Here is a 22,570-nt window from a genome sequence, read left to right as displayed (position 1 = left end):
CTCACGTTGCCAGACCGAGCGTGCCGAGAATGCGGCGGCGCAGATCGATCAGCCCGGGATCGTCGCGGTGTCGCGGATACGGCTCGTCGAAACGAAACTCCGCCTTGATCCGCGCCGGGCGCTCGCTGAACACGATCACCCGCGAGGCCAACAGCAGCGCCTCCTCGACGTCGTGGGTCACCAACAGCGCGGTGAAGCCGTTGCGCTGCCACAGCCGCACAAGTTCGACCTGCAGCGTCATCCGGGTCAGCGAATCGAGTTTGCCGAGCGGTTCGTCGAGCAACAGCAGCGACGGGTCGTTGACCAGCGCGCGGGCCAGCGAGGCGCGCTGCGCCATGCCGCCGGACAATTGATGCGGATAGGCGTCGGCGAAGCCGCCGAGCTCGACCAGCGCCAGCGCGTCGTCGACCCGCGCGCGATGCTGTTTTAAGAGACCGCGCGCTTCCAACCCGGTGGCGACGTTGCGCCACACCGTCGCCCAGGGAAACAACGTCGGATCCTGAAACACCAGATTGCGCGACGGATCGGGCCGGTTGACCGGCTCGGAGTCGGCGACGATCGCTCCGGCCGACGGCGGCTCCAGTCCGGCGATCAGCCGCAGCAGGGTTGATTTGCCGCAGCCCGAGGGACCGAGCAGCGCGACGAATTCCCCTGGCGCCACGCTGAAGTCGATCCCCTCCAGCACCGGCAGCGACTTCCCCGAGAGCCGGAAGTGATGGCTGACCTTGCGGATCTCCACCGCCATGCCGGCGCCCGCATGCGGCGCCGGCGCCGCGACGGCGCGATCTGCAACGGCCTGATCGGCAACGGCCTGCTCTGCGAAGACTGCGTCGCTCATCAGATGAAGCCCTGCTGCCATTTGAGCAGGCGATCGCGCGCCACGAACAACAGCCGGATGATGCCGGCGCACAGCACCGCCATGATCAGCAGCGCGGCGTAGACATTGGCGTACCCCGAATAGGCGGTCTGGAACTGGATGTACCAGCCAAGCCCATATTTGGCGCCGAGCATTTCGGCGACCACCAGCACGGCGAAGGAATAGTACAAGGCCATGAACAGCCCGACGAAGACGTGCGGCATCGCAGCGGGGATCGCCACCCGGCGGATCAAATAGCGGCTGTCGGCGCCGAGGATGCGGCCGACGTCGTAATAGGCGCGGTTGACCGAGCCGACCCCGGACGCGGTGAGGATCGCGACCGGAATTCCCGAGGCCAATGCGACGATGAAGATGCTGGCGCCGAACGTGGTGGGAAAGAAATAGAAGGTGCAGGGAATCCAGGCGGTCGCCGGCACCGGACCGATCAGCTTCAACAACGGCATGCCCCAATAGGCGAAACGCTTCGACCAGCCCAGCGCCACGCCGACGGCGTAGCCGACCACGATGCCGGAGAGGAAGCCGAGCGCCCACAGCCGCAGCGTATAGCCGATGCAGATCAAGAGCCGCTGGCCGTCATTGACATAGACGTTGAGCAGTCCGTGCGGCGGCGAAAAGAACGGCTTCGGCAGCCAGCCGGTTTTCGCCGTGATCAGTTCCCACAGCGCCAGCCACACCCCGATCGCGATCAGCCACGGGCCATAATGGATCAGGATCTCGCCTGCCCGCCCGAGCCGGTGCGCGGCAAACGCCAGCACGACGAAAGTCAGCGCTCCCACCCCGGTGATCGCGGCGAACAAATCGCCACCGCCCCATGGCACCACGTCGGGCAGGCTTACCGTCACCACCGCGGCGACTCCCCAGGCCAGAGCGATCAGCAGGCCGTCGCGCCACAGCCCTGGCAATAGCCCCGGCGCGTCGACTGCTGCCGCGCCGTCGAGCGTTTCAGTCGCGTCGGTCATCGTGGAAGTCTCAGGCCAACAGATTGACGGTGACGCGCTCGGCGAAGGCTTTGGGATCGGTGCTCGGATCGAGCACCTTGACCAGCTTGAGGTCCTCCGAGGTCTTGCGGATCTGATCGACCAGCGGCGGGCCGATCGGATGATTGTGCAGCACGAAGGAGCCGAGGATCTCGGTCAGTTCTGCAAGCGTGAGCCCCGCCGGCTTCAACGCGTCGAGATACCACTTGGCCAATTCGTCCGGATGGTCGGCGACGTAGTCGTGCACTTCGATATTCGCCTGCGCGAGCCTGCGCAGCGCATCCTTGTTGGCCTTGAGGAACGGGCCGTTGGCGCCGAGCACGCAGCAGGTGTGGCCTTCATAGACCCCGGTCTGGGTGTCGGCGATCTTGACGAGATCGAACTTCTTCTCGATCGAATAGGCCCAAGGATCGAGATGCGCGGCGATGTCGGCGTCGCCGCGTTTGACCGCTTCGCCGACGAGATCAAACGGCACCACCTTCCAGGTGACGTCGTTCTCGGGATCCAGCCCGGCTTTGGCCAGGGTGACCTGGAACGCGACCTTCGGCGGCGACACCACGTCGTAGCTGGCGATGGTCTTGCCCTTGACGCCGGCGATGTCGGTGACGCCGGAGGCTTTCGACGCCAGCAACCGCTGACAGCCGCCGTGCGAGCCGACGAACAGCTTGACGTCGAAGCCTTGCTCGAGCGGCTTCAGCCAGTCGCCGATCAGCCCTGCGCCGACATCGGCTTTGCCGGTGGCGAGCGCCTGGATCAGGGTCTGGCCGCTGGCGCCCTGATAGAACAATTCGACGTCGAGATCGTGCTTGGCGTAGAAGCCCTTGGCGACGCCGAAGCCGAGCGGCGAGTGGCATGCCGCAACCTCGGTCCAGGCCAGCCGCACCTTTGGCGCGGGACCGGCCACCGCCGGCGAATAGATCTGGTTCGCCAGCACGCCGGCCGATGCGGCAAGGCCGGCCACGCCGGTGGCTTTGAGCAAGGTGCGCCGCGACACCCGGCCGCCAGCAGATTTCGATTGAGGCATTGAACGCTCCTGTATGTCGCGGCCGGCGCGGCCTAATAAGCCGAGGCCGGCTCCGATTGGGTCGATGACGGGTCGAGCAGATCGGCGTGATGCCGGCGCGCCACGTCGGGATGCGAGCGCAGCCTGCCCTTCAGGTAGTTGCGGCCGACTTCGTGAAACAACGGATTGAGCGGATCCTCCGTCACCCCGCGCGACCGCGCCGCGATCTCCGGCGGCAGGTCGAGCAGCGGTACGGTGGCATCGAGCCTGGCGCCGAGGAAGAACGCGACCGACAGCCGGTCAACGCCGGCCGGCGGCGACACCACGCGATGCACGTTGGCGCGCAACGCCCCGTTCGAGGCCAGCTCCAGGATTTCACCGATGTTGACTACGAAGGAGCCGGGCCGCGGCGGCGCATCGATCCAGCCGTCCGCGGTCTCGACCTGCAGGCCGCCGACCTTGTCCTGCAGCAGGATGGTGACGAAGCCGGAATCCTTGTGGGCGCCGACGCCCTGATCGCTGTCGCCCGCATCGCGGCCGGGATAGCGGATGATCTTCAGGAGCTGGTTCGGGCTCGGCGCGTAGATCGGTTCGAACACGTTGTCCGGCTGCTCAAGCGCGGCCGCAAAGGCGCGCAACACCTTGATGGCCAGCGCCGTTGCCTCCGCCTGGTAGCGCAACAGCGTCGGCCTCAACCCGGGCAGTGCCGCCGGCCATTGATTGGGACCCTGCAGCCGGATCCAGGGCGGCGCGGTGCGGTCCCATGGCAACGCGTCGCGTTCGGCGCCGATGTCGAGCTGCTCGCGCCAATCCGGCAGGCCGCGGGTGAATTCCAGCCCGGCGCGGGTGTAACCGCGGAAATGCGGCGAGTTGATCATCTCGATCGAGAACTTGTCCCGCTCCGGCAAATCGAAGAATTGCCGCGATGCAGCCAGCACATCGCTGATCAGATCAGCTGAAATGCCGTGGCCGACCAGATAGAAGAAGCCCGGCCCTTGCGCCGCCTCGCACAGCTCGCGTAGGAACGCCCCGCGTTGCGACGGTTCGGCGTCGAAGCTGGTCAAGTCGAGGACTGGGAGCGCCTTTTGCGAAACAGTCATGATGAACGCCGATGCCATGAGCGACAGTAACGGCGGAATGATGCCGCCGGGTTTGGTGACTGTCGAGAGATCCGGCAAAATAGCGACGCTGGTACTCCGATCACCGATGCCGGCGCGCGTTTCATGTCGGGGGCGTGCTCCCGGGAAGGGCAATTTTCTCGAAGCCCGGTAGCAAGCCGCCGCCGCACCGCCAGCTAAGCGTCGCAAATCAGTCTGGATGCCTGACCACCTTGCTACCTATTATCACGTCCGCTCGCTCGGCGCGGTTCGGCGGCGAAACCGCTTTTCCCTAATCGCACGCAGATTGAAGTTTCCTTCTATGCATCGCGATTGATCTTCGCGCGCGCCCTCTCTAGCGTTGTGGCATTCACGTGGACGATAGCCGCGGCCGGCGGCGTCACCCGCCGCGATCACTTCGGCGCCCTGATCAAGAGGATGTTCTATGTCGCTGCAAACGCATCAGCCGCTTCAGACCAGCAACATTGATACGCTTGCGCTGCATGGCGGTTCGTTCCGCGCAGATCCGGCGACAGGCGCCACCACGGTGCCGATCTATCAGTCGACGTCGTTCGATCTGCAGAGCACCGAACGCGCCGACCGGCTGGTGAATTTCGAAGAGTTCGGCTTCGTCTATTCGCGGATCGGCAACCCGACCTCGCATGTGCTCGAAGAGCGCATCGCCGCGATCGAGGGCGGCGCCGCGGCGCTGGCGCTGGCATCCGGACAGGCGGCGGTGGCGTTGTCGGTGCTGACGCTGGTGCAGGCCGGCGACAACATCGTCACCGGCACCGATCTGTACGGCGGCACCTGGAATTTCTTCGCCAACCGGCTGAAGCAGTTCGGCATCGAGGCGCGCTTCGTCGACCCCTCCGATCCGGAAGCCTTCCGCAACGCCACCGACGATCGCACACGGCTTTACTTCGGCGAGACCCTGCCCAACCCCAAGCTCAACGTGTTTCCTATCCGCGAGGTCGCCGAGATCGGTCGCGGCTTTGGGATTCCGCTGATCATCGACAACACCGCGGCGCCGCTGTTGGCGCGGCCGATCGATCATGGCGCGGCGATCGTGGTGCATTCGGCGACCAAATACATCGGTGGTCACGGCACCACCATCGGCGGCGTCATCATCGACAGCGGGCAGTTTCCCTGGGAGGAGTTCGCCGAACGGCACAAACTAATTACCGGGCCGGACCCATCCTATAATGGCCGCAACTGGCCGGACATCGCCCGCCCCTACGGCCCGGTGGCCTATGCCTTCGCGGCGCGTGCCGGTCTGCTGCGCGACCTCGGCCCGGCGATCGCGCCGCAAAACGCGTTTCAGCTAATTCAGGGGCTGGAAACCCTGCCGCTGCGGATCCGGCAGCAGACCGCCAACGCCGCGCGCATCGCCGACTATCTCGCCCAGCACCCCAAGGTCGAGACCGTGATCTATCCGGGGCTGCAGAGCGGCGAGGCCCGCCGCCGCGCCGATACGTATCTGACCGGCGGCTACGGCGCTTTGGTCGGCTTCGAACTGCACGACGGCTTCGCGGCCGGCCGCCGCTTCATCAACGCGTTGAAGCTCTTGTTCCACGTCGCCAATATCGGCGACGCCCACAGCCTGGCGATCCATCCGTCGTCGACCACGCATGCGCAGCTCGCACCCGACAAGCAACTCGCCGCCGGCGTCACGCCCGGCTATGTGCGGATCTCGGTCGGGATCGAGGGCGTCGACGACATTATCGCCGACATCGCGCAGGCGCTCGATCAAGCCTGAACACAGTCCGAGGATCGTATGGCGCTTAATCTCAGACTCCCCCAGGTCGAAACCCGCGACCAGCGGCTCGGCACCATCACCCAATGGGAAGGCAGCGCCACGCAGCTGGCGCGGGACTCCGCCTTCACCTACGGCTGCGCTAAAGGTTGCGATAATGGCGGTCGGCGATTGTGCGAGCAATCCAGCCCGTTCGCGCAGGCCTCGATGTGCGCCGAGCACATCGCGGTCACCAATGCCACCATCATCCAGCAGTCGGTGGTGATCCAGCACGCGCCGATCGGCTGCTCCGCCAGTCAGTCCTTCACCGCACGCTACTATCGCGATCTGGCGGCGCGGCGCGGCTGGAAGCTGGAAGATCCGAAATCGATCTGCAGCAATCTCGGCGAGCAGGACATGGTGTTCGGCGGCGTCGAGCGGCTGGAACAGACCATCCGCGACGCCTTCGCGCGGCATAATCCGCGCGTGATCTTCGTCGCCACCTCCTGCGCCACCGGTATCATCGGCGATGACGTCGATGGCGCGGCGAAGCGGGTCGAGGACGAAATCGGGATTCCGGTGGTCACGCTGCACTGCGAGGGCTTCAAGTCGAAGCACTGGTCGAGCGGCTGGGACGTCATCGAGCACGGCATCCTGCGCCGGCTGGTGCCGCACACGCCAACGAAGCAGGCCGACCTGATCAACGTCATCCATCTCGGCGGACCGGACGTCTTCACGCCGTTGCTTGCGCCCTTGGGGCTGCGGGTCAATCTGGTGATGGGCGGCAATACGCTGGAGGTGCTGGCGCGATGCTCGGAGGCCGTGGCCACCGTGACGATGTGCTTCGTGCTGTCGTATCTCGCGACCGGACTGGAGCAGGAATTTGGCGTGCCCGAGGTCAAGGCGCCGCTGCCCTATGGTCTCGACGCGACTGATTATTGGCTACGCGACATCGCGCGACTGACCGGCCGCGAGGACCGCGTCGAGGCGATCATTGAAAGCGAACGCGCCCGGATCGCGCCGGAGCTGGCGCACTTGCGCAAAGCCCTCGCCGGCAAGCGCGGCTTCGTCGCCGCGGGCGCCGCCTTCGCGCACGGGCTGCTGGCTGACTTGCGCGAACTCGGCGTCGTGGTCGACGGCGCGTTCTCATTCCACCATGACCCCGCGACCGACAGTGGTGACCCGCAGCAGGATTCGCTCGGGCATCTGGTCGAGACCTGGGGCGACGTGCCGAACTACACGGTCAGCCCCGACCAGCATTTTCAGGCCCACGCCGCCTTACAGCGGGCCAAGCCGGACTTTGTCATCTGCCGACATTCCGGCACCATGGCGGTGCTGGCCGGGCGGATGGGCATCCCGGTGCTGCCGATCTTCTACTCCAACGACGGGCTTGGCTACGAGGGCCTGCTGACGATCGGCCGCGCCATCCTGGGGGTGCTGCCGCGCAAGCGGTTCTACGACGACGTCGCGGCGCATTCCGCGTTTCCCTATCAGCCGTCCTGGCTCGCCGAGACCAACCCCTACGCGCTCAGCGCCGAGCCGGCGTAAGGACACTTGCCGATGTTATCTCCGGTTTCCAACCCTCGCGATTCCTCGGAGTCGTTCTGCAGTTCGCCGGGCGCGATCGAGCAGGTTCGCTATGGATGCAGCCTCGGCGCGCTGGCCAGCGTAATCGCGATCCCCGGCGCGGTGCCGATCACCCATTGCGGCCCGGGCTGCGCCACCAAGCAGTTCCATGCGCTATCCGGCATCAACGGCTATCAGGGCGGTGAATTCCATGTCCCCTCGACCAATCTCGGCAATCAGGAGGTGATCTTCGGCGGCGCCGACCGGCTCGACGAACTGATCCGCTCGACGCTGAAAGTCATGACGGCCGATCTCTACGTGGTGCAGTCCGGCTGCATTCCGGGTCTAGTCGGCGACGACGTGGCGAGCGTGGTCAGTCGCTATCAGAAGCGCGGCGTGCCGATCGTGTTCGCCGAAACCACCGGCTATCGGGGCAACAATTTCTCAGGCCACGAGATCATCATCCGCGCCATCGTCGATCAGTTCGCGGGCCAAGGGGATGTCCCGAAACAGCAAGGGCTGGTCAATGTCTGGTCGTTGCTGCCCTATCAGAATCCGTTCTGGCGCGGCGACCTCTCCGAGATCAAACGGATTTTGCAGGGCATCGGGCTCGAGGTGAACATCCTGTTCGGCCCGGCGTCCGCCGGCGTCGAGGAGTGGCGGGCGATTCCGCGCGCGCAGTTCAACCTGGTGCTGTCGCCGTGGCTCGGGCTCGCCACCGCGGCGCATCTCGAACAGGCCTGCGGCCAGCCGTTCCTGCACGTGCCGACAATTCCCATCGGCGCCCGAGCGACCAGCGCGTTTTTGCGCGAGGTGGTGGAATTCGCCGGGCTCGACCGCAACCGCGCCGAAGCCTTCATCGCCGCCGAGGAGAAGGAACACTACATCTATCTGCGCGACTTCGCCGCGTTCTATGCCGGCTGCACCAGCCAGTATCGGCTGCCGTCGCAGGCCGTGGTGGTCAGCGAGAGCGCCTATAACCTCGCGGTGGCGACCTTCCTGATCGAGCAGCTGGGGCTCAATCCCGGACCGATGGTGATCAGCGAAAATCCGCCGCCGGAGCATCGCGAGGCGATCGAGGCACGCTATCGCGCGCTGGGGGAAGGCGCCGAGGTGGCGTTCGAGCAGGACGGCTTCCTGATCCATCAGTCGATACGGCAGGCCGATTTCAGCGGTGAGCTACCGATCGTGTTCGGCACCACCTGGGAGGCGGCGCTGGCGGATTCGATCGGCGCACCGCTGGTCGAGATCGGATATCCCTGCACCGACGAAGTAGTGCTGTCGCGCGCCTATGTGGGCTATCGCGGCGCGCTGGCGCTGATCGAGCGAACCTACACCACGGTGGTCCGCGCCAGCACCATGGGCTGACGAGGAAGACCAACGATCAGGCCACGCCCGAAAAACTCGCGCTGCCTCAATTCGCCAACGTCCCGATTGCGAAAGACCTCGCCGAAGATCTCCAATGTTTCCCTGGACCATCGCGGCGCTGACGTCGAGATAGGTGCAGGCGCGCAGCCGACCGCCCATGATCGAGATCATCACGCCATGCTGGCGCACCGCGGTCTCCATTCGCTCGTTGCTCAATCCGGCGCCGCTGGCATTGAAGAACACCAGATTGGATTGCAGGGCCTGCACAACGATGCCGGGGATCGCCGACAGCCCGTCGGCGAGCGTCCAGGAGTTGGCGTGATCGTCGGCAAGGCGGCCGACATTGTGGTCGAGCGCGTAGTGACAGGCGGCGGCACAGATGCCGGCGTGCCGCAACGAGCCGCCGAGCCGCAGTTTCCAGCGCCAAACCTGGTCGACAAAGCGGCGCGATCCGGCCAGCGCGGCGCCGAGCGGCGCACATAGCCCCTTGCTGAAATCGATCCAGACCGAATCCCATCCGGCGACCATCTGGCGCGGGCTGAGGCCGGTGACAACGCAGGCATTCAGCAGCCGCGCGCCGTCCATGTGGGTCGCCAACCCCGCGGCCCTCGCGATGTCCACCACGGCATCGAGCTCGGATTCTTCCCAGATCGTCCCGCCGCCGAGATTGGTGGTCTGCTCGACGCTGATCAGCGCTTGCCGCGCTTGACGCCGGTCGGGGCGACGAAGCGCTCGTCGAAGTCCGTCGGCCGTGAATTGGCCGCCGGCGCCATGCAGCGCCCTGATCTGAACGCCGCCGAGCGCCGCATGGGCGCCGCCCTCCAGCGTCAAGATGTGAGCGGTTTCATGCGCGAGAATCTCGTCGCCAGGCCGGCAGTCAGCGTCGCGGCGACGTTGCAGATCGTGCCCGACGGCATGAACACCGCAGACTCCTTGCCGAGCAGGTTGGCCACCCGCTCGCACAACGCATTCACCGTCGGATCGGCGCCCATCTGCTCGTCGCCGACCTCGGCGGAAGCCATCGCCTCGCGCATCGCCGGGCTCGGCCTGGTCTGGGTTTCAGAAAACATGTTGATGAGAACCGGCGGAAGCCGCGGGTCTTCGGGAACAGGGGCATACACCATGATGAATCCCGTTACCCCATGCCTTGCGCGCGTGAGGATCATGCGTCGTCGCAAAGGAATGGCCCGTGGATCCCGGCCGGCTGCACGTGCTCTCAGGAAATGCTATCTGATGTTGACCTGGCTCTCGATCGCCGCGACCTTGCCCTTCCAGTATGTCGGGAACCAGGTGGTGTGCGACAGCACAGCAGTGCACGAGAATTGCGATCACGGTGACGCTGCCCAGAAACAGCGCCCTCGCCTGGGTTATCCGGAAGTCGGGCGAACTTTCTATGTCAACATGAAGGCGACGTTCTGAGCCATGTGAAATGATGCTAGCCGTCCCGGCGGGGGCAGGACATACGGGGTCGGTCCCCAAACTCATGACCGGCGGCGCAACGCCGCCGGTCCATCGATGTCGTAACGGTCAGCCGCGTGATGCGGCCGCGCTCAGAAGTTGACGATCGCCGACGTCTGGATGCGATGCGCCCAGCCGTCCGGGCCCGTCGCCCCGGTCGCCGGATCGAACGCATCCTTCTTGATATGCCCGAAGACGTATTCGACGCCGACCGTGGTGTTCACAAACGGGTTGAACAACAAGTTGGCGTGCACCGAATCGATACTGCGAATCGAATTGAGCTGGTCGCGCGGCAGCTCGTTGTCATACTCGGTGTGACCATAGGCCACCGTCGACCGGACCCAGTCGTTCCAATAGTGCTTGTAGCTGGCGGTCACGCCAAATGCCGGCGTGGCGCGTACCGACCCGTCGAGATTGACCGAGGCGCCTTGGTAATTGTCGTCGGCGCCGTTGTTGAAGTAGCGACCGATGCCCTCGCCGACGATTCCCTGGAACGACAGCCGATCCTTGCCGATGGTATTGAATCCGATCGCGCCCAGCACGCCCCAGCCGAAGGTCGAGGACTTGCCGGTGATGCCGAAGATATTCGGGCCGCCGGTGTCGGCGCTGATCTCGCGGGCGAGGCCCGCGACGGCGACATGGCCCCAGGACGGATCGGCCTTCCATCGCACCACGCCCTCCGGCGCGAAATTCGTCCCGATCGAATCCGGCCAGACCGCGTGGGTGTATTGGGCGTCGCTCGACGGATTCTCAAACGCCAGACTGAGAGCGCCCGGCCCGAGCGCGGTGGTGTAGCGAACCAGCGCCTGGCGGGCGATCGGGAAGCCGGACGGACCGTTGAATTCCAGCGTTTCGGGCACCGTCTCGAGATCGGCGAAGGTCGTCCAGGCTTGGCCAGCGAGCCACGGGCCGACTTCGAAATAGGCCTGACGCAGCCGGAAACCGTAGCTGTTGGATTGCTCGGCGTTGCCGCCGGCCCCGTAGAAATCGCCTTCGATGAAGGTCTTGAGTTCGCCCAATTCGGTCGGCGTCAAGGTGGCGATGTTGAAACGACTTTCGCGGGCGGTCGCGCTGAAATTCGGATTGCGCTTCGACGCCGCGGTGCCTTCCAGCGGAATGTCGCCGAACGTGGCCGCTGTGCCGTTGAAGCTGCCTTTGACGTCGTAAACGCCATCGACCTTCACATAGCCGCCGATCTTGATCAGCGTATTGCTGCCGGGGATCTGCAGATAGCCAGGATGCGCGGTGGCAAACGGCGACTTCACCGCCAGCAAGGGCCCGGCGGCGGGGGCGGAGGCCGCAGCGGCCTGTCGTACCGCCTCCTTGCGCTCCAGCGCCTGCTGACGTTTCTGCACGGCTTCGAGTGCGGCCCTGAGCGCCTTCACTTCCGATTTAAGATCCCCGGCCTCGTCGGCGGCGGCCGGCCCAGCCCCGAGGCCGATGCCGATGGCCGCAGCGCAAACACTGGTAAGTAATATTTCAGTCATTCGCATAATCAACGTCCCCCGTTTCAATGGCGATTGTGTCGCCGTGTTTCACGCGCTTGCCCCGCCCACAGATCCGCGCTGCTGCAAAATGCAGCTACCCCGTCTGATGATTTGCGAAATGTCGGTGATGCACGACAAGCCGTTGCAAAAAACTATGTTTGGCGGCTTCGATCCGGACAATCATGTAATATCTAACTAACTGGTCGATCTGCTGCAGCAATGGACGCAAGAGGTCTCCGCACCAAACCGGCGAACTAATCTCATCTACGACGGGTAGCAGATTGTTCGACAAACCCACGGGACGCGACGCGCGTTGATATGGCGACGGCCTCAGGCGGGTAACGATTGTAACGTCGCGAAGTGCGAGGGCATCTTGTAGCTACGCCTCGCGTGCTACTTCGCAACAGGCAAATGGGTGTGACCTAAACGACGCACCCTGCCGACAATCAAGCCTGCTGCGGCACCGCGGTGCAGATGTCATGCAACCATTCGCGGACGACTACGATGGCCGGGTCGCGCCATCGCGACGCCTTACTCAGAACGTAGTAACCCCAAAGTCGCACATTCGAGGCAATCGGCTCGACCAGATCGCCGGCGGCAAGTTCCTCGGAAACCAGCGCGTCATTGGACAAGGCGATGCCCTGCCCCAACCGCGCGGCCTGGATCGTCAACTGCGCATTCCACAGCCGCACTCCGCACAGCTGATCGAACGACCCTGGTCGCACGGCGCAGAGCCAGCGCTCCCATTGTTTGGTGCTATCCTCATGCAGCAGCGGCATCCGCGTCAGCGATTCAAACTTGGTGACCTCCGGATAGCGCGCCAGAAAGCCGGGGCTGACGATCGGAAAGACCCGCGGACGGCTCAGAAGCTCCGCGGACAATCGCGTATCGGAGCTGATATGATGCAGGGATGTCACCTCGACGTCGGCCTCACCGGCCGTGAGGTCTGGACGCAGATTGGTCGGGCACAGCACAATGTCGCGGTCCCGCAGCTTGGCTCTGAGATCCGGCAGCGACGGCATCAGCTTGCGCTCGGCGAGCCCCGGTCGGCACCAGATCTTCAGCGTCCGATCGGCAGGGGCGCCGCCGAGATTGCAGGTCGCCTGCGCGATCTGGTCGAACGACCGTGCGATCTCCTCCTGAAACCTGATCCCTTCTGGGGTGAGTTCGATACCGCGGCCACGGGCCTGAACCAGCTTGACGCGCAGCTGCTGCTGCAGCGTTTGCAGGTGATGCGAGACCACCGAATGGCTGACCGACAGCTCCTCGGCGGCGGCGCGGATGCTTCCGGTGCGGCCTACGGCCTCGAAGGCTCGCAACGGAATCAATGGTGGCAGGCGACGACTCATCGGACGGCTGCATCGCTTCGGACGAGGCCGACATCCCGCCGCGATGAATGCGCTTGCGTCCCAGGCTGATCGATCAACGACATCTGGCGATCACCGCTTGGCCTGACCGAAGCGGCGCTCCAGCCAGAGGCTGTAGCGCGACAGGCTGAAGCAGAACACGAAATAGATCAGCGCCACGAATGCAAAGGCTTCGTTGTAGTAGCCGATCCAATTCGGATCGTTGGCGGCGGCCCGCGCGGTATTGAGCAGGTCGAACATTCCGATGATGACGACCAGTGTGGTCTCCTGGAACATTCCGGTCGCCAGATTGACCATCGGCGGGATCACCGCGCGCAACGCCTGCGGCAGCACGACCAGCAGCGTCGCCTGGCGCTGCGACAATCCGAGGGACAGCGCGGCTTCATACTGGCCGCGCGGCACGGCCTGCAAACCGGCTCGGATGATTTCGGCCAGATAGGCGGCGACGAACAGCGTCAGCGCGGCGCCAGCGCGAACGAATTTGTCGAGGCTGGCGCCGGCGGGCAGCATCAGCGGAAACAGCAACGTCGCCACATAGAGCAGCGAAATCAGCGGCACGCCGCGCACCACCTCGATGAAGGCGGTGGCAAGCCAGCGCACGCCGCCCTGGTCGGAGCGTCGCCACAGCGCCAGACAGATCGCGAGAGGAAACGCCCCGGCGAAAGCGCCGACCGACAGGAACAGCGTGACCGGCAGCCCGCCCCATTGATCGGTCGCGACGATCGGCCCGGGAACCCCGCACAGCAACATCGCGGCGACGATGAGGCCTGCCGCCCCCGCGTAGCCCAGCCCGCGTCCCCAGAATCGCGGGATGCAGGCCGCGATCAGGAGGCCGATCAGCAGAATGCAGGCCGAGGCCGGCCGCCAATGGCGTTCAACCGGATAGGTGCCGAACAGGATGAAGCGCCATTTCTCGCCGATGAAGGCCCAGCAAGCGCCGCCGCCGGACGCGCAGCCGGCAGCGTCCGAACTAAATGTCGCGTCGAAGACCACCCAACGAAGAAACGGAATGCCGAGCCAGGCAACGACGAGGACATAGCCCAGCGTGATCGCGATGTTGCCGGGAGAATCCAGCAGGCCGCGGCGCCACGGCGCCACCGTGACGCCGCGCCGCTGGGTGCGCCGGGATTCGGAATTGAGACTTGTCACCGTCACGAGCGACCTGCCTCGCGCATCGCCAAGCGGCGGTTGTACCCGTTCATCGCCACGGACACGCCAAGGCTGAGCGACAGATAGACCAGCATCATGATGGCGATGGTCTCAAGCGCCTGACCCGTGGTGTTGGCCGTGGTGTTGAGCACGCTGACCAGGTCCGGGAAACCGATCGCCACCGCCAGGCTGGAGTTCTTGGTCAGGCTGAGATAGTTCGAGGTCATCACCGGGACGATGACGCGCAGCGCTTGCGGCACCACGATGAGCCGCAGCACGTGCCATCGACTGAGGCCACAGGCCTGCCCCGCCTCCCATTGGCCGGTCGGCACCGAGAGAATCCCGGCGCGCACCGTCTCGGCGACGCCGGCTGCGGAATTCACCACCAGCCCGATCACCAATGCGGCAAATTCGGGCGACAGCGACAGGCCGCCGGCAATGTTGAAGCCCTCGAGCCGCGGCCAGTCGACGGCGATCGAGACCCCGAACGCGCGCGCCACGGCCAGCGGCAGGACCACCGCCGACAACAACGCCACGGCGAGCACACCCGCCGACAACCTGGCACCGCCAAGCCGCCGCAGGCGAGCCACCCACCCGATCAGCAGCAACAATGCAAGGATGATCAGCGCGATCCATTCCGCGCTCGACTGCAACGCCGGCGCGAACACCCCGCGGTTGGACAGCAGCACGCCCGGCATCGGCTCGAAGGCCTGGCGCGGCCCCGGCAGCATATGCACGGTGATGTTCCAGAAGAACAATTGCAGCAACAGCGGCGTATTGCGTACGAGTTCGATGTAGCCGCGTATCAGTCCGGACAGCAGCCGATTGTGCGACAGCCGCGCGACGCCAAGCGCGACGCCAAGGATGGTGGCGAGAACGCAACCGACTGCGGCCACCTTCACCGTGTTCAGGAGGCCGACCAGGATGGCCCGGCCGTAGCTATCGCCAGCCGCATAGTTGATCGGCGACTCGCCAATCTCGAAATTGGCTGCGTACCAGAAGAATGCGAAGCCCGGGCTGATGCCGACGCGCTCCATGTTGCCGGACAGATTGGAACCGAGATAGCCCAACACGATGCCGACGCAAAGAAACACGCCGAGCTGCGCCAGCGGCCGCTCTCCCCACCACGCCGCCATCACATGACGAAAGCCGAACCCGGTTGGGTTCGGCCTCGCCGCGGTCGGCAATTGTCCGATGTCCGCCATCGCCGCAACTCAGCGGAACGGCGGGGAATACAGCAGACCGCCCTTGGTCCAGAGCTGGTTATAGCCGCGCTCGAAGTCGAGCTTGGTGCCCTTGCCGACATTGCGCTCGTAGATCTCGCCGTAATTGCCGACCGCCTTGACGATGTTATAGGCGAATTTCGGATCGAGCCCGATCGCCTCGCCAAGCGATTTGTCGGTCCCGAGAAAGCGCTTGATCTCGGGATCGTCGCTTTCCAGCAGGCTGTCGACGTTGGCTTTGGTGATGCCGAGCTCTTCAGCCTGGATGGTGGCGTAGACGGTCCAGTTGACGACCTCGAGCCAGCGGTCGTCGCCGGACCGGATCGCCGGCGCCAGCGGCTCCTTGGAGAGCCGTTCCGGCAACAGCACGTAGTCATCCGGCTTCGTCAGCTGCACGCGGGTGATGGCGAGGTCGGTCGCGTCCTGGGTCAAAGCATCGACCCGGCCGGATTCCAGCGCCGTACGAAGCTCCTTGGTCTCCTCGATCACGACGGGCTTGAAGGTGTTCTTGTTCTTGCGGAAGAAGTCGGCGATGTTGAGCTCGCCGGTGGTGCCGCTTTGAATCCCGATCGTGGCGCCGTTCAGGTCAGCGCCCTTGCTGACGCCGAGCGACTTCTTAACCAGCAGGCCTTGGCCATCATAGAACACCACGGGTCCGAAATGGAAACCGAGCTTGAAGGACCGCGTGATGGTCTGCGTCACGCCGGAGAGCAGAACATCGAATTCGCCCGCCTGCAACGACGGCAGCCGCTGCTGCGGCGACGACGAGGTGAACTCCACCTTCTCCGGGTCGTTGAACACGGTGACTGCGAGGGCGCGGCCGAAATCAACGAAGAAGCCCTGCCATTTTCCGTTGCTGTCCGGGGCGAAGAAGCCGGGCGACGTGCCGACGCCGACCTTGATCTTGCCGCGTGCATTGATGGCATCGAGCGTCGGCCCTGCATCGGCCGCGGTGACCGCGCCGAGCATGGCGACCGCGACCGCCGTCGCCTGAATGAAAGTGCCGGCGCGCCGGCGCAACATATGTCTCATAAAGAACTCCTCTATAATGGCTCGCAGTTTGCCCGCGCAACTAGCAAACCGACATGTTTGATGGAGAAGCGAACTGCGCATCTCAGTTCACGAACGACGTGCAACACGTCATTTCATCAACTAAGCGTGATTTGTCGGGCCATTATTGTCAATGAAATCAGCTGACTCGCCCCATCCAAAGATTCGGCTACGTCGATACTAATCGTCCAAGCCGCGTATCACTTCAGGGATATTTCCATTCGCGTTGATCTCACCGCGTCGCGCGTCGCTTAGTTGCGATTATTTTGCAAATTAGTCCCGGATTTCGTCTGACGCAGCACGGATTACACCGGCCCGCGGTGAGTGACGAGCGAAGCGACTCTTGAGTCTTAGCGACAGCCGCGCAGGGCGTCGCCAATGTGCATTTTCGACCGCGCCCGGCGCTCGCAGGGATCGCGATGGATCACCCCCGCCGTCCTACGTTATTACCTGTCAACTAATCTTTACCAGGTGAGTAGGAACTTGTTTCATGGACGCCGATTGAATTAGAATTGTTAACCCACAAAAGGAGCTTTGAAATGACGTTACGATTGGCGTTAGTTGCTGCCGCCGTGACGACCCTGGTTGCGGCCGTGCCCGCTCAGGCCACGGTCGGAATCGGCTGGGGCCCTGAGGACCACGGCGTTCGCACGGTTGTTGTCAACGGCCGGGTGTTGTCGCTGCCCCGCGACGAGACCGTTTTCCTCCGGACGGGCGAACGTCACCGGACCTATCGGCACGACAGGTTCATTTTCGATCGCTGATGATGAATGCGGGTCGGCGTCGTCGACCCGCGATCATCTTCTGCTAATATCGCTCGGTCATCTCGGCAATTTTGGTAATTATTTCCACAACAACCTCTCATTCGCTCGCCGGGCTCTACGAGCCCCATCAAACCTAGAGCCATGCACCGCAGCTGCACATCACCAGGGTAACTGGGCGAAGGGCGCCCGTTAGGCTATCGCGCCAAAGCTATCGCCACTCCTAGGCTGTGTAACTGGCGTGAGCGGAGCGCTCTTTCCGGCCAGCAACTACACGAGTCGCCCCAGCCACAATGCATCAGATCACGCCATGCCCTCGCGGGTCTGTGGCTGATCGCCAATATATTGGATGAACTTCCAAGATAACGGCGGATCTGTCCGCGCTGGCGTCAGCTCAGGCGCTTTGTTGGAGGAAAGAGACGAGAGGAATTTGCTTGTTATTGAGCGAATGCGGAGATGGTCCTACTCTTTGTCAGGTCGGGCGAAATCAGTTTCGTCCCTAGTGCTGGAGCGAGCTATGAACGCCGCGATGCAAATGATGCCCATGGTGTCGATGCCGATGATGGGGATGCCCGGCATGGGCATGCCCGGCATGGCGATGCCGATGCCGTTGCCGATGATGATGTGCAAGATGACCTGCAGCATGTCTCCCGACGGCACGATGACCTGCGAAATGGCGCCGATGGATGCCGCCATGAAGGACATGTTCATGCAGTGCTGTCAGAACATGATGGCGATGATGGGCAACGGCATGCCGATGATGATGAGCTGCGGCGGCATGATGATGATGGGCATGATGCCGACGAAGGCCTGAGCATTTCGTCGTCGCTGTATTCGTCGTCAACCTTGGGGGCTTTCGTCATGTCCGATACATCCGATAATCCGACGCTTGGGGCCAAACGATTCTTTGAGACGTTTGAGCTCTGGACCAAGAGTCACGCCGGTACGGCCATCCTATCAGCATCCATCCTTGACCGAGCCCTAAGAGGCGCCATTCTGGCAAAAATGAAACCGGGGCTTTCCAAGGAAAAACAAGAACGGCTCTTTGGCGGCCTTAAGCCCCTCAGCGAGTTCGCGGCAAAGATAGATGTTGCCTACGCCTTGGAGGTTATTGACGATGATGTGTATGTAAAATTGATGGCAATCAAGAACATAAGGAACCGGATGGCGCACGAGCCAAAAGAATACACCTTCTTTTCCGGCGATTTATTCAAACACTTTCAAAGCTTCAACTTCACTGGAAAGGCGGCCAAGCTCCAGATTTTCAGTGAAATGGTTGCCTATTGCCTAGAGCGCATTGAGCGGGGCGCGGTTAGCGCTAACGAGCAGACCACATAGCGCGATAGATTTCCGCCACGGTCTCTTCCTCAGTGTCGCCCTTGTGGGGCAAAGCGAAGAAGCGGGTCGATTCCGGCCTCAATCATTTCTTGCGTCACCTCAATCTCTGAGGAGTCCGCGACCCGCGCGGGTTTCTCTTGGTCGGTTAAGGCTGCCATTTCGCTAAATCTTCGGCTTGTGGTGCAAACCGGATAATTGGGATCGGTGTCGTAATCGACCAGGCCGTCGAACACGTTGCCGCTGATGGTGCCGGTCGGCGCCGCGGTGTTGATCGCGGCGGTGAGGATCACCGGCTCCGGCTGGATGATCGCGGTCAGCGTCCCGCCGGGCTGCGGCGCTTCGGACAATGCCGGTGTCGAAAGTAGCAAGGCCGCGGCCATCGCCGCGGCCGAGGTCCATTTGCGAAAACGCCTTGCGTCAATCGCTGGTTCAAATCCTCGCGCGCGTTGCGCTGATCGCTGATGCAGCATCCGTCCCTCGTGAAATCGACCGTGACGCGTTTTCTAAGGCGGCAGCGTTGCCGGCCAGAAATACCTACGCGTATATCGAGGTGCGCGGTTGCGATGGTCAATTTCAAATTAGTCGGGATGCGGAGCACGATCGGATCGCTCGTGCCAGCAACACAGGCCATTTCTTGCTGCGCAAGCCTAATCGCGTGCACGACGGCCGCGATCGCTCCGGAAAGTTGCGCATCAATTTGTGTGGAATGATCGCGCGGCGGTGGCGCGCGTTTATTCCGCGGCCGCCTGTGCTCCGTCCTGGACGTCGACCTGCAAAATGTCGTTGAAGCGATTGAACGCCCCGCACAGCGCGATCCGCCACGTCAGCTCGACGATCTGCGGCTCAGTGAAATGAGCGCGCAATCGCGCAAAGATGTCGTCCCTGGTCCTGTTCCAGTTATTCGTCACGGTGATCGCATACTCGATCACCAATTTATCGACCTCATCCAATTCGGGATGGTTCTGGTAGTCCAGCAACCGCTCGGCGCCGGCCTCGGAGACGCCCTGGATCGCGAGCTTCGGCGTGTGATGCGTGACACAATAGCTGCACTGGTTGAGCAACGACACGGTCACCAGCGCCAGTTCAAGGTGCCGTTTCGCAATCACGCCGTCATCGGCCAGTTCGACCAGCAGCGACCACATGTGCTGAAAGATCGGCGGCCGCTGCGCCATGGCGCCGGATTGGCTCGCAAAGGCGCCATAGCCTTCCATGCGGTCCCACAGCGGATGCAGCGAGGCCGGCAGATCGGCTTTGGTCTTGATCGATACGCGCGACATGTCGCACTCCATTGGTCAGTCGTGTGGAAGATCGCAGATAGACAAGTTACGATACAGGAATTGGCGCGGCTGTCTCCACGCTTCGGATATGATCTTCGAACCTCCCGCTAGGCTTTGCCCGTCCAAGGCACCAGCCGCGTTTCGATCCCGCGCATCGCGAGCTCGAACGCGTAGGCGACCGCGCCGATCGCCAGGATGCCCAGGATCACCACGTCGGTCCGCAGGAAATTCGATGCATTGAACACCATCTTGCCGAGGCCGGCGTCGGCCGCGACCATTTCGGCGGCGACCAGCGTGGTCCAGCCGACGCCCATGCCGATCCGCAAGCCGACCAGGATTTCCGGCATCGCGCTCGGGATAATGACGTGCCGGATCACCTGCAGCGTCGACGCGCCCATCGAGCGCGCCGCCTGGATCTGCTCTTGGCCTGCGGAGCGGACGCCGGCGCGGGCGGCAAGCGCCACCGGCGCCAAGATCGCCAGAAACAACAGCAGGACCTTCGACAATTCGCCGATCCCGAACCACACGATCATCAACGGCAGATAGGCGAGGGGCGGCAGCGGCCGATAGAATTCGATCGGCGGATCGAGGATGCCGCGGGCAATCCGCGACACGCCCATCGCGATGCCGATCGGGATGCCGACCGCTGCGGCCAGCGCGAACGCGAGGAACACCCGCCACATGCTGGTGACAAAATGCACCGCCAGGGTGTGGCCGTCGAGTTCGCCGGCCGCAGCCTGCTGGAACGCGATCCAGATGCTCTCCGGCTTCGGCAGGAACAGCGGCTTGATCAGCCCGAGATGGGTGGCGCCCCACCACACTAGCAGCAGCGCGGCGATGCTGGCCGCGTTCAGCGCCAGGCTCGATCCCTCGCCGAGCCGGCGATAGCGGCTGGTCTTCTGCGGCCCCGGGGGTCGGACCGCGGCGTCAGGTTCGGGCTTGGCGGTGATCACGGACATCGGGCCACCGCGAGTGTATCGCGCTGCCGGATCGCGGCGAGAACGAATTCCCGCATCGCGATGAAATCCGGATTGGACTTCACCTGCCTCGCGTCCCGGCAGGCGACGAAGCGGCGGCCGAAATCAAGTTCAATGCTGTGCTCGATCTTGCCGGGGCGCGGCGTCATGATCACCAGGCGCGTCGCCAAGAACAGCGCCTCCTCGACCGAATGGGTAATGAAGAACACCATCTTGCCGGTGCGGTGCCAGACATCGAGGATGAGTTCCTGCAGCTGTTCGCGGGTCAGCGCGTCGAGCGCGCCCAGCGGCTCGTCCATCAGCAGGATCTGCGGGTCGCAGGCCAACGCGCGGGCGATGCCGACGCGCTGCTGCATGCCGCCGGAGAGCTCATAGACCATCTTGGTCTCAAGATCCGCCAGACCGACCAGCTTGAGTTGCTCGCGCGCCGACGCGTAGCGCTGCTCCTTGGCCACTCCGCGCATCCGCAGCCCGAAGGCGACGTTGTCGATCACGTTCAGCCAAGGCATCAGCGCGTGCTTCTGAAACACCACGCCGCGGTCCGAGCCCGGACCCACGACCGCTCGATCGCGCAGCCGCACGCCGCCGTCGGTGGGTGCCAGAAATCCAGCAATCACCGACAGCAAGGTGGTCTTGCCGCAGCCCGAGGCGCCGATCGCCACGACGAATTCGCCCTGCTCGATCGACAGGCTGACCCTGTCGAGCGCCGCGACGCTGCCGTCCCGCGTGGCGTAACGGACCGACACCTCGTCGACCGTCAGCGCCGCCGCGGACTCCGGCCGCGTCATCGCGCCGCTGCCGCGGCGTATTCGGCGTTGACGTATTTCGAGAAGTCCGCCGGCACCTCGACGATGCGTCCCTGCTCCTTCAGGAAATGCGCTGTATTGGCCAGCGCCTTGGCGACGCCGCTCTCCTTGCCGCCGCCAAGCCAGACCGCCGAGGCCTGCACCGCCGCCGGCGGGAACGCGTAGCTGTCGAGCGTGGCGGGCACGTCTTCGGCCTTCGCGCCGACCACGCGGGCGATGGTCTTGACCACGACGGAGTCGGCGGCGTAGCGGGTCTTGTCCTGCCGATACGCGGCATCCGCCCGCGCCAGTTCCTTGACCAAGGCGGTCACGAACGGCTTGTTCTTGTCGGCCCACGCCTTGTTGACGATCACCGCATCGAATGTCGGCGCGCCGAGCTTGGCGACGTCGGCCGACGACAGGATCACCTTGCCGCCATTGGCCTTGACCCGGCTCAGCACCGGATCCCAAACGAAGGTGCCGTCGATGTCGCCGCGCTCCCAGGCCGCGGCGATCTCCTGCGGCCGCAGATTGATGACCTGCACTTCACCCGGCTTGATGTCGGCCTTGCTCAGCGCATAGATCAACTGGTAGTGCGCGGTCGAAGCCAAGGGCGTCGCGATCTTCTTGCCCTTCAGGCCGGCGAGGTCGGTGATCCCGGAATTCGGCGTGACCACCAACTGTTCGGCATTGTTGATATCGTCGAGCACCCACACCACCTCGATGTCGAGGCCCTGGGCGATCGCCGCGGTCGCCGGGCTGGAGCCAACCTCGCCGATCGGCACGTCGCCCGACGCCATCGCCTTGATCACATCGCCGCCTCCGCCGAAAATCTTCCAATTGATCTTGTAGCCGGTGGACCGCTCTACCGCGCCGGCAGCCTGCGCGACACGGAACGGCACGATCATGTCCTGATGCGCGATCGTGACCTCCTTGGTCTGCGCACCGGCCGGCGTGCCCCACGATCCGAATGCCAGCAACAGCGCGAGCCAGGTCATCGACTTCATCTCATCAACTCCATATCTTCGCCGCGCCCGACGGCTCATTTTGAACGAGGCCCGTCCCGGCGTCTGAC

Annotated in this window: 20 protein-coding genes and 2 pseudogenes; 5 read left to right on the top strand and 17 right to left on the bottom strand. The window is 63.9% G+C overall.

What is annotated here, in order from left to right; genetic code table 11:
- Position 1: 1 nt before the first annotated feature.
- From HNR60_RS08355 to HNR60_RS08340, 4 genes are all read right to left on the bottom strand, one after another.
- Positions 2–745, bottom strand: a complete 744-nt coding sequence (locus HNR60_RS08355) for an ABC transporter ATP-binding protein (RefSeq protein ID WP_246432872.1) — start codon at positions 743–745, stop codon at positions 2–4.
- A gap of 92 nt (positions 746–837) precedes the next feature.
- Positions 838–1,836: an ABC transporter permease gene (locus HNR60_RS08350; RefSeq protein ID WP_184256293.1), complete on the bottom strand. Its 999-nt coding sequence runs from the start codon at positions 1,834–1,836 to the stop codon at positions 838–840.
- Positions 1,837–1,846: 10 nt separating this feature from the next.
- Positions 1,847–2,878 carry an ABC transporter substrate-binding protein gene (locus tag HNR60_RS08345; RefSeq protein WP_184256291.1) on the bottom strand — a complete coding sequence of 344 codons (1,032 nt, stop codon included), beginning with the start codon at positions 2,876–2,878 and terminating at the stop codon, positions 1,847–1,849.
- Positions 2,879–2,910: 32 nt separating this feature from the next.
- Positions 2,911–3,957, bottom strand: a complete 1,047-nt coding sequence (locus HNR60_RS08340; RefSeq protein WP_184256289.1) for an isopenicillin N synthase family dioxygenase — start codon at positions 3,955–3,957, stop codon at positions 2,911–2,913.
- 442 nt (positions 3,958–4,399) lie between these two features.
- Here HNR60_RS08340 and HNR60_RS08335 point away from each other — a divergent pair, with 442 nt between their 5' ends.
- From HNR60_RS08335 to HNR60_RS08325, 3 genes are read left to right on the top strand one after another with little or no spacing between them, the layout of a single operon-like run.
- A complete protein-coding gene (locus HNR60_RS08335; protein WP_184256287.1) occupies positions 4,400–5,713 on the top strand; it encodes an O-acetylhomoserine aminocarboxypropyltransferase/cysteine synthase family protein in 1,314 nt (437 codons plus the stop codon).
- Positions 5,714–5,731: 18 nt separating this feature from the next.
- Complete coding sequence (locus tag HNR60_RS08330) at positions 5,732–7,237, top strand: nitrogenase component 1 (protein WP_184256285.1); 1,506 nt, start codon at positions 5,732–5,734, stop codon at positions 7,235–7,237.
- Between the two features lie 12 nt (positions 7,238–7,249).
- Positions 7,250–8,623, top strand: a complete 1,374-nt coding sequence (locus tag HNR60_RS08325; RefSeq protein ID WP_184256283.1) for a nitrogenase component 1 — start codon at positions 7,250–7,252, stop codon at positions 8,621–8,623.
- Positions 8,624–8,704: 81 nt separating this feature from the next.
- Here HNR60_RS08325 and HNR60_RS08320 read toward each other — a convergent pair.
- The 7 genes and pseudogenes from HNR60_RS08320 to HNR60_RS08290 form a co-directional block, all read right to left on the bottom strand.
- A pseudogene (locus HNR60_RS08320) lies at positions 8,705–9,747 on the bottom strand (threonine aldolase family protein); the annotation flags it as partial.
- A 102-nt stretch (positions 9,748–9,849) separates the two neighbouring features.
- Positions 9,850–9,976, bottom strand: a pseudogene (locus HNR60_RS08315) (light-harvesting protein); the annotation flags it as partial.
- Between the two features lie 197 nt (positions 9,977–10,173).
- The gene (locus HNR60_RS08310; protein ID WP_184256281.1) at positions 10,174–11,466 is read right to left on the bottom strand and encodes a DcaP family trimeric outer membrane transporter; all 1,293 of its coding nucleotides are present in this window, start codon (positions 11,464–11,466) and stop codon (positions 10,174–10,176) included.
- Positions 11,467–12,014: 548 nt separating this feature from the next.
- Positions 12,015–12,917 carry a LysR substrate-binding domain-containing protein gene (locus HNR60_RS08305; protein WP_184256279.1) on the bottom strand — a complete coding sequence of 301 codons (903 nt, stop codon included), beginning with the start codon at positions 12,915–12,917 and terminating at the stop codon, positions 12,015–12,017.
- Positions 12,918–13,007: 90 nt separating this feature from the next.
- Positions 13,008–14,090 carry an amino acid ABC transporter permease gene (locus tag HNR60_RS08300; protein WP_347339323.1) on the bottom strand — a complete coding sequence of 361 codons (1,083 nt, stop codon included), beginning with the start codon at positions 14,088–14,090 and terminating at the stop codon, positions 13,008–13,010.
- Positions 14,087–15,289: an amino acid ABC transporter permease gene (locus tag HNR60_RS08295; protein ID WP_246432862.1), complete on the bottom strand. Its 1,203-nt coding sequence runs from the start codon at positions 15,287–15,289 to the stop codon at positions 14,087–14,089. The genes HNR60_RS08300 and HNR60_RS08295 overlap by 4 nt, the downstream gene beginning before the upstream one ends.
- 9 nt (positions 15,290–15,298) lie before the next feature.
- Entirely contained in the window at positions 15,299–16,276 is a 978-nt protein-coding gene (locus HNR60_RS08290) for an amino acid ABC transporter substrate-binding protein (RefSeq protein WP_246432870.1), read from the bottom strand.
- Positions 16,277–16,896: 620 nt separating this feature from the next.
- On the opposite strand from HNR60_RS08290, the gene HNR60_RS08285 reads away from it, so the two are divergent.
- A complete protein-coding gene (locus HNR60_RS08285) occupies positions 16,897–17,121 on the top strand; it encodes a hypothetical protein (protein ID WP_184256277.1) in 225 nt (74 codons plus the stop codon).
- A gap of 459 nt (positions 17,122–17,580) precedes the next feature.
- On the opposite strand, the gene HNR60_RS23970 is transcribed toward HNR60_RS08285, so the two are convergent.
- On the bottom strand, positions 17,581–17,814 hold the full coding sequence (locus tag HNR60_RS23970; RefSeq protein ID WP_210313374.1) for a hypothetical protein: 234 nt from the start codon (positions 17,812–17,814) through the stop codon (positions 17,581–17,583).
- Between the two features lie 18 nt (positions 17,815–17,832).
- Here HNR60_RS23970 and HNR60_RS08275 point away from each other — a divergent pair, with 18 nt between their 5' ends.
- On the top strand, positions 17,833–18,456 hold the full coding sequence (locus HNR60_RS08275; protein WP_184256275.1) for a DUF4145 domain-containing protein: 624 nt from the start codon (positions 17,833–17,835) through the stop codon (positions 18,454–18,456).
- Between the two features lie 29 nt (positions 18,457–18,485).
- On the opposite strand, the gene HNR60_RS08270 is transcribed toward HNR60_RS08275, so the two are convergent.
- From HNR60_RS08270 to tauA, 5 genes are all read right to left on the bottom strand, one after another.
- Complete coding sequence (locus HNR60_RS08270) at positions 18,486–18,926, bottom strand: hypothetical protein (protein ID WP_184256407.1); 441 nt, start codon at positions 18,924–18,926, stop codon at positions 18,486–18,488.
- Positions 18,927–19,187: 261 nt separating this feature from the next.
- Entirely contained in the window at positions 19,188–19,733 is a 546-nt protein-coding gene (locus HNR60_RS08265; protein ID WP_184256273.1) for a carboxymuconolactone decarboxylase family protein, read from the bottom strand.
- A gap of 107 nt (positions 19,734–19,840) precedes the next feature.
- Entirely contained in the window at positions 19,841–20,692 is an 852-nt protein-coding gene (locus tag HNR60_RS08260; RefSeq protein ID WP_184256270.1) for an ABC transporter permease subunit, read from the bottom strand.
- On the bottom strand, positions 20,683–21,498 hold the full coding sequence (locus HNR60_RS08255) for a taurine ABC transporter ATP-binding protein (protein ID WP_184256268.1): 816 nt from the start codon (positions 21,496–21,498) through the stop codon (positions 20,683–20,685). Before HNR60_RS08255 ends, HNR60_RS08260 begins: the two co-directional genes overlap by 10 nt.
- Positions 21,495–22,502: a taurine ABC transporter substrate-binding protein gene (gene tauA / locus HNR60_RS08250; RefSeq protein ID WP_184256266.1), complete on the bottom strand. Its 1,008-nt coding sequence runs from the start codon at positions 22,500–22,502 to the stop codon at positions 21,495–21,497. The genes HNR60_RS08255 and tauA overlap by 4 nt, the downstream gene beginning before the upstream one ends.
- Positions 22,503–22,570 lie beyond the last annotated feature (68 nt).

Source organism: Rhodopseudomonas rhenobacensis (assembly GCF_014203125.1).
Classification (GTDB): Bacteria; Pseudomonadota; Alphaproteobacteria; order Rhizobiales; family Xanthobacteraceae; genus Rhodopseudomonas_A; species Rhodopseudomonas_A rhenobacensis.
The sequence above is the reverse complement of the archived record's forward strand: the minus strand, read 5'-3'. Positions and strand labels throughout refer to the sequence as shown.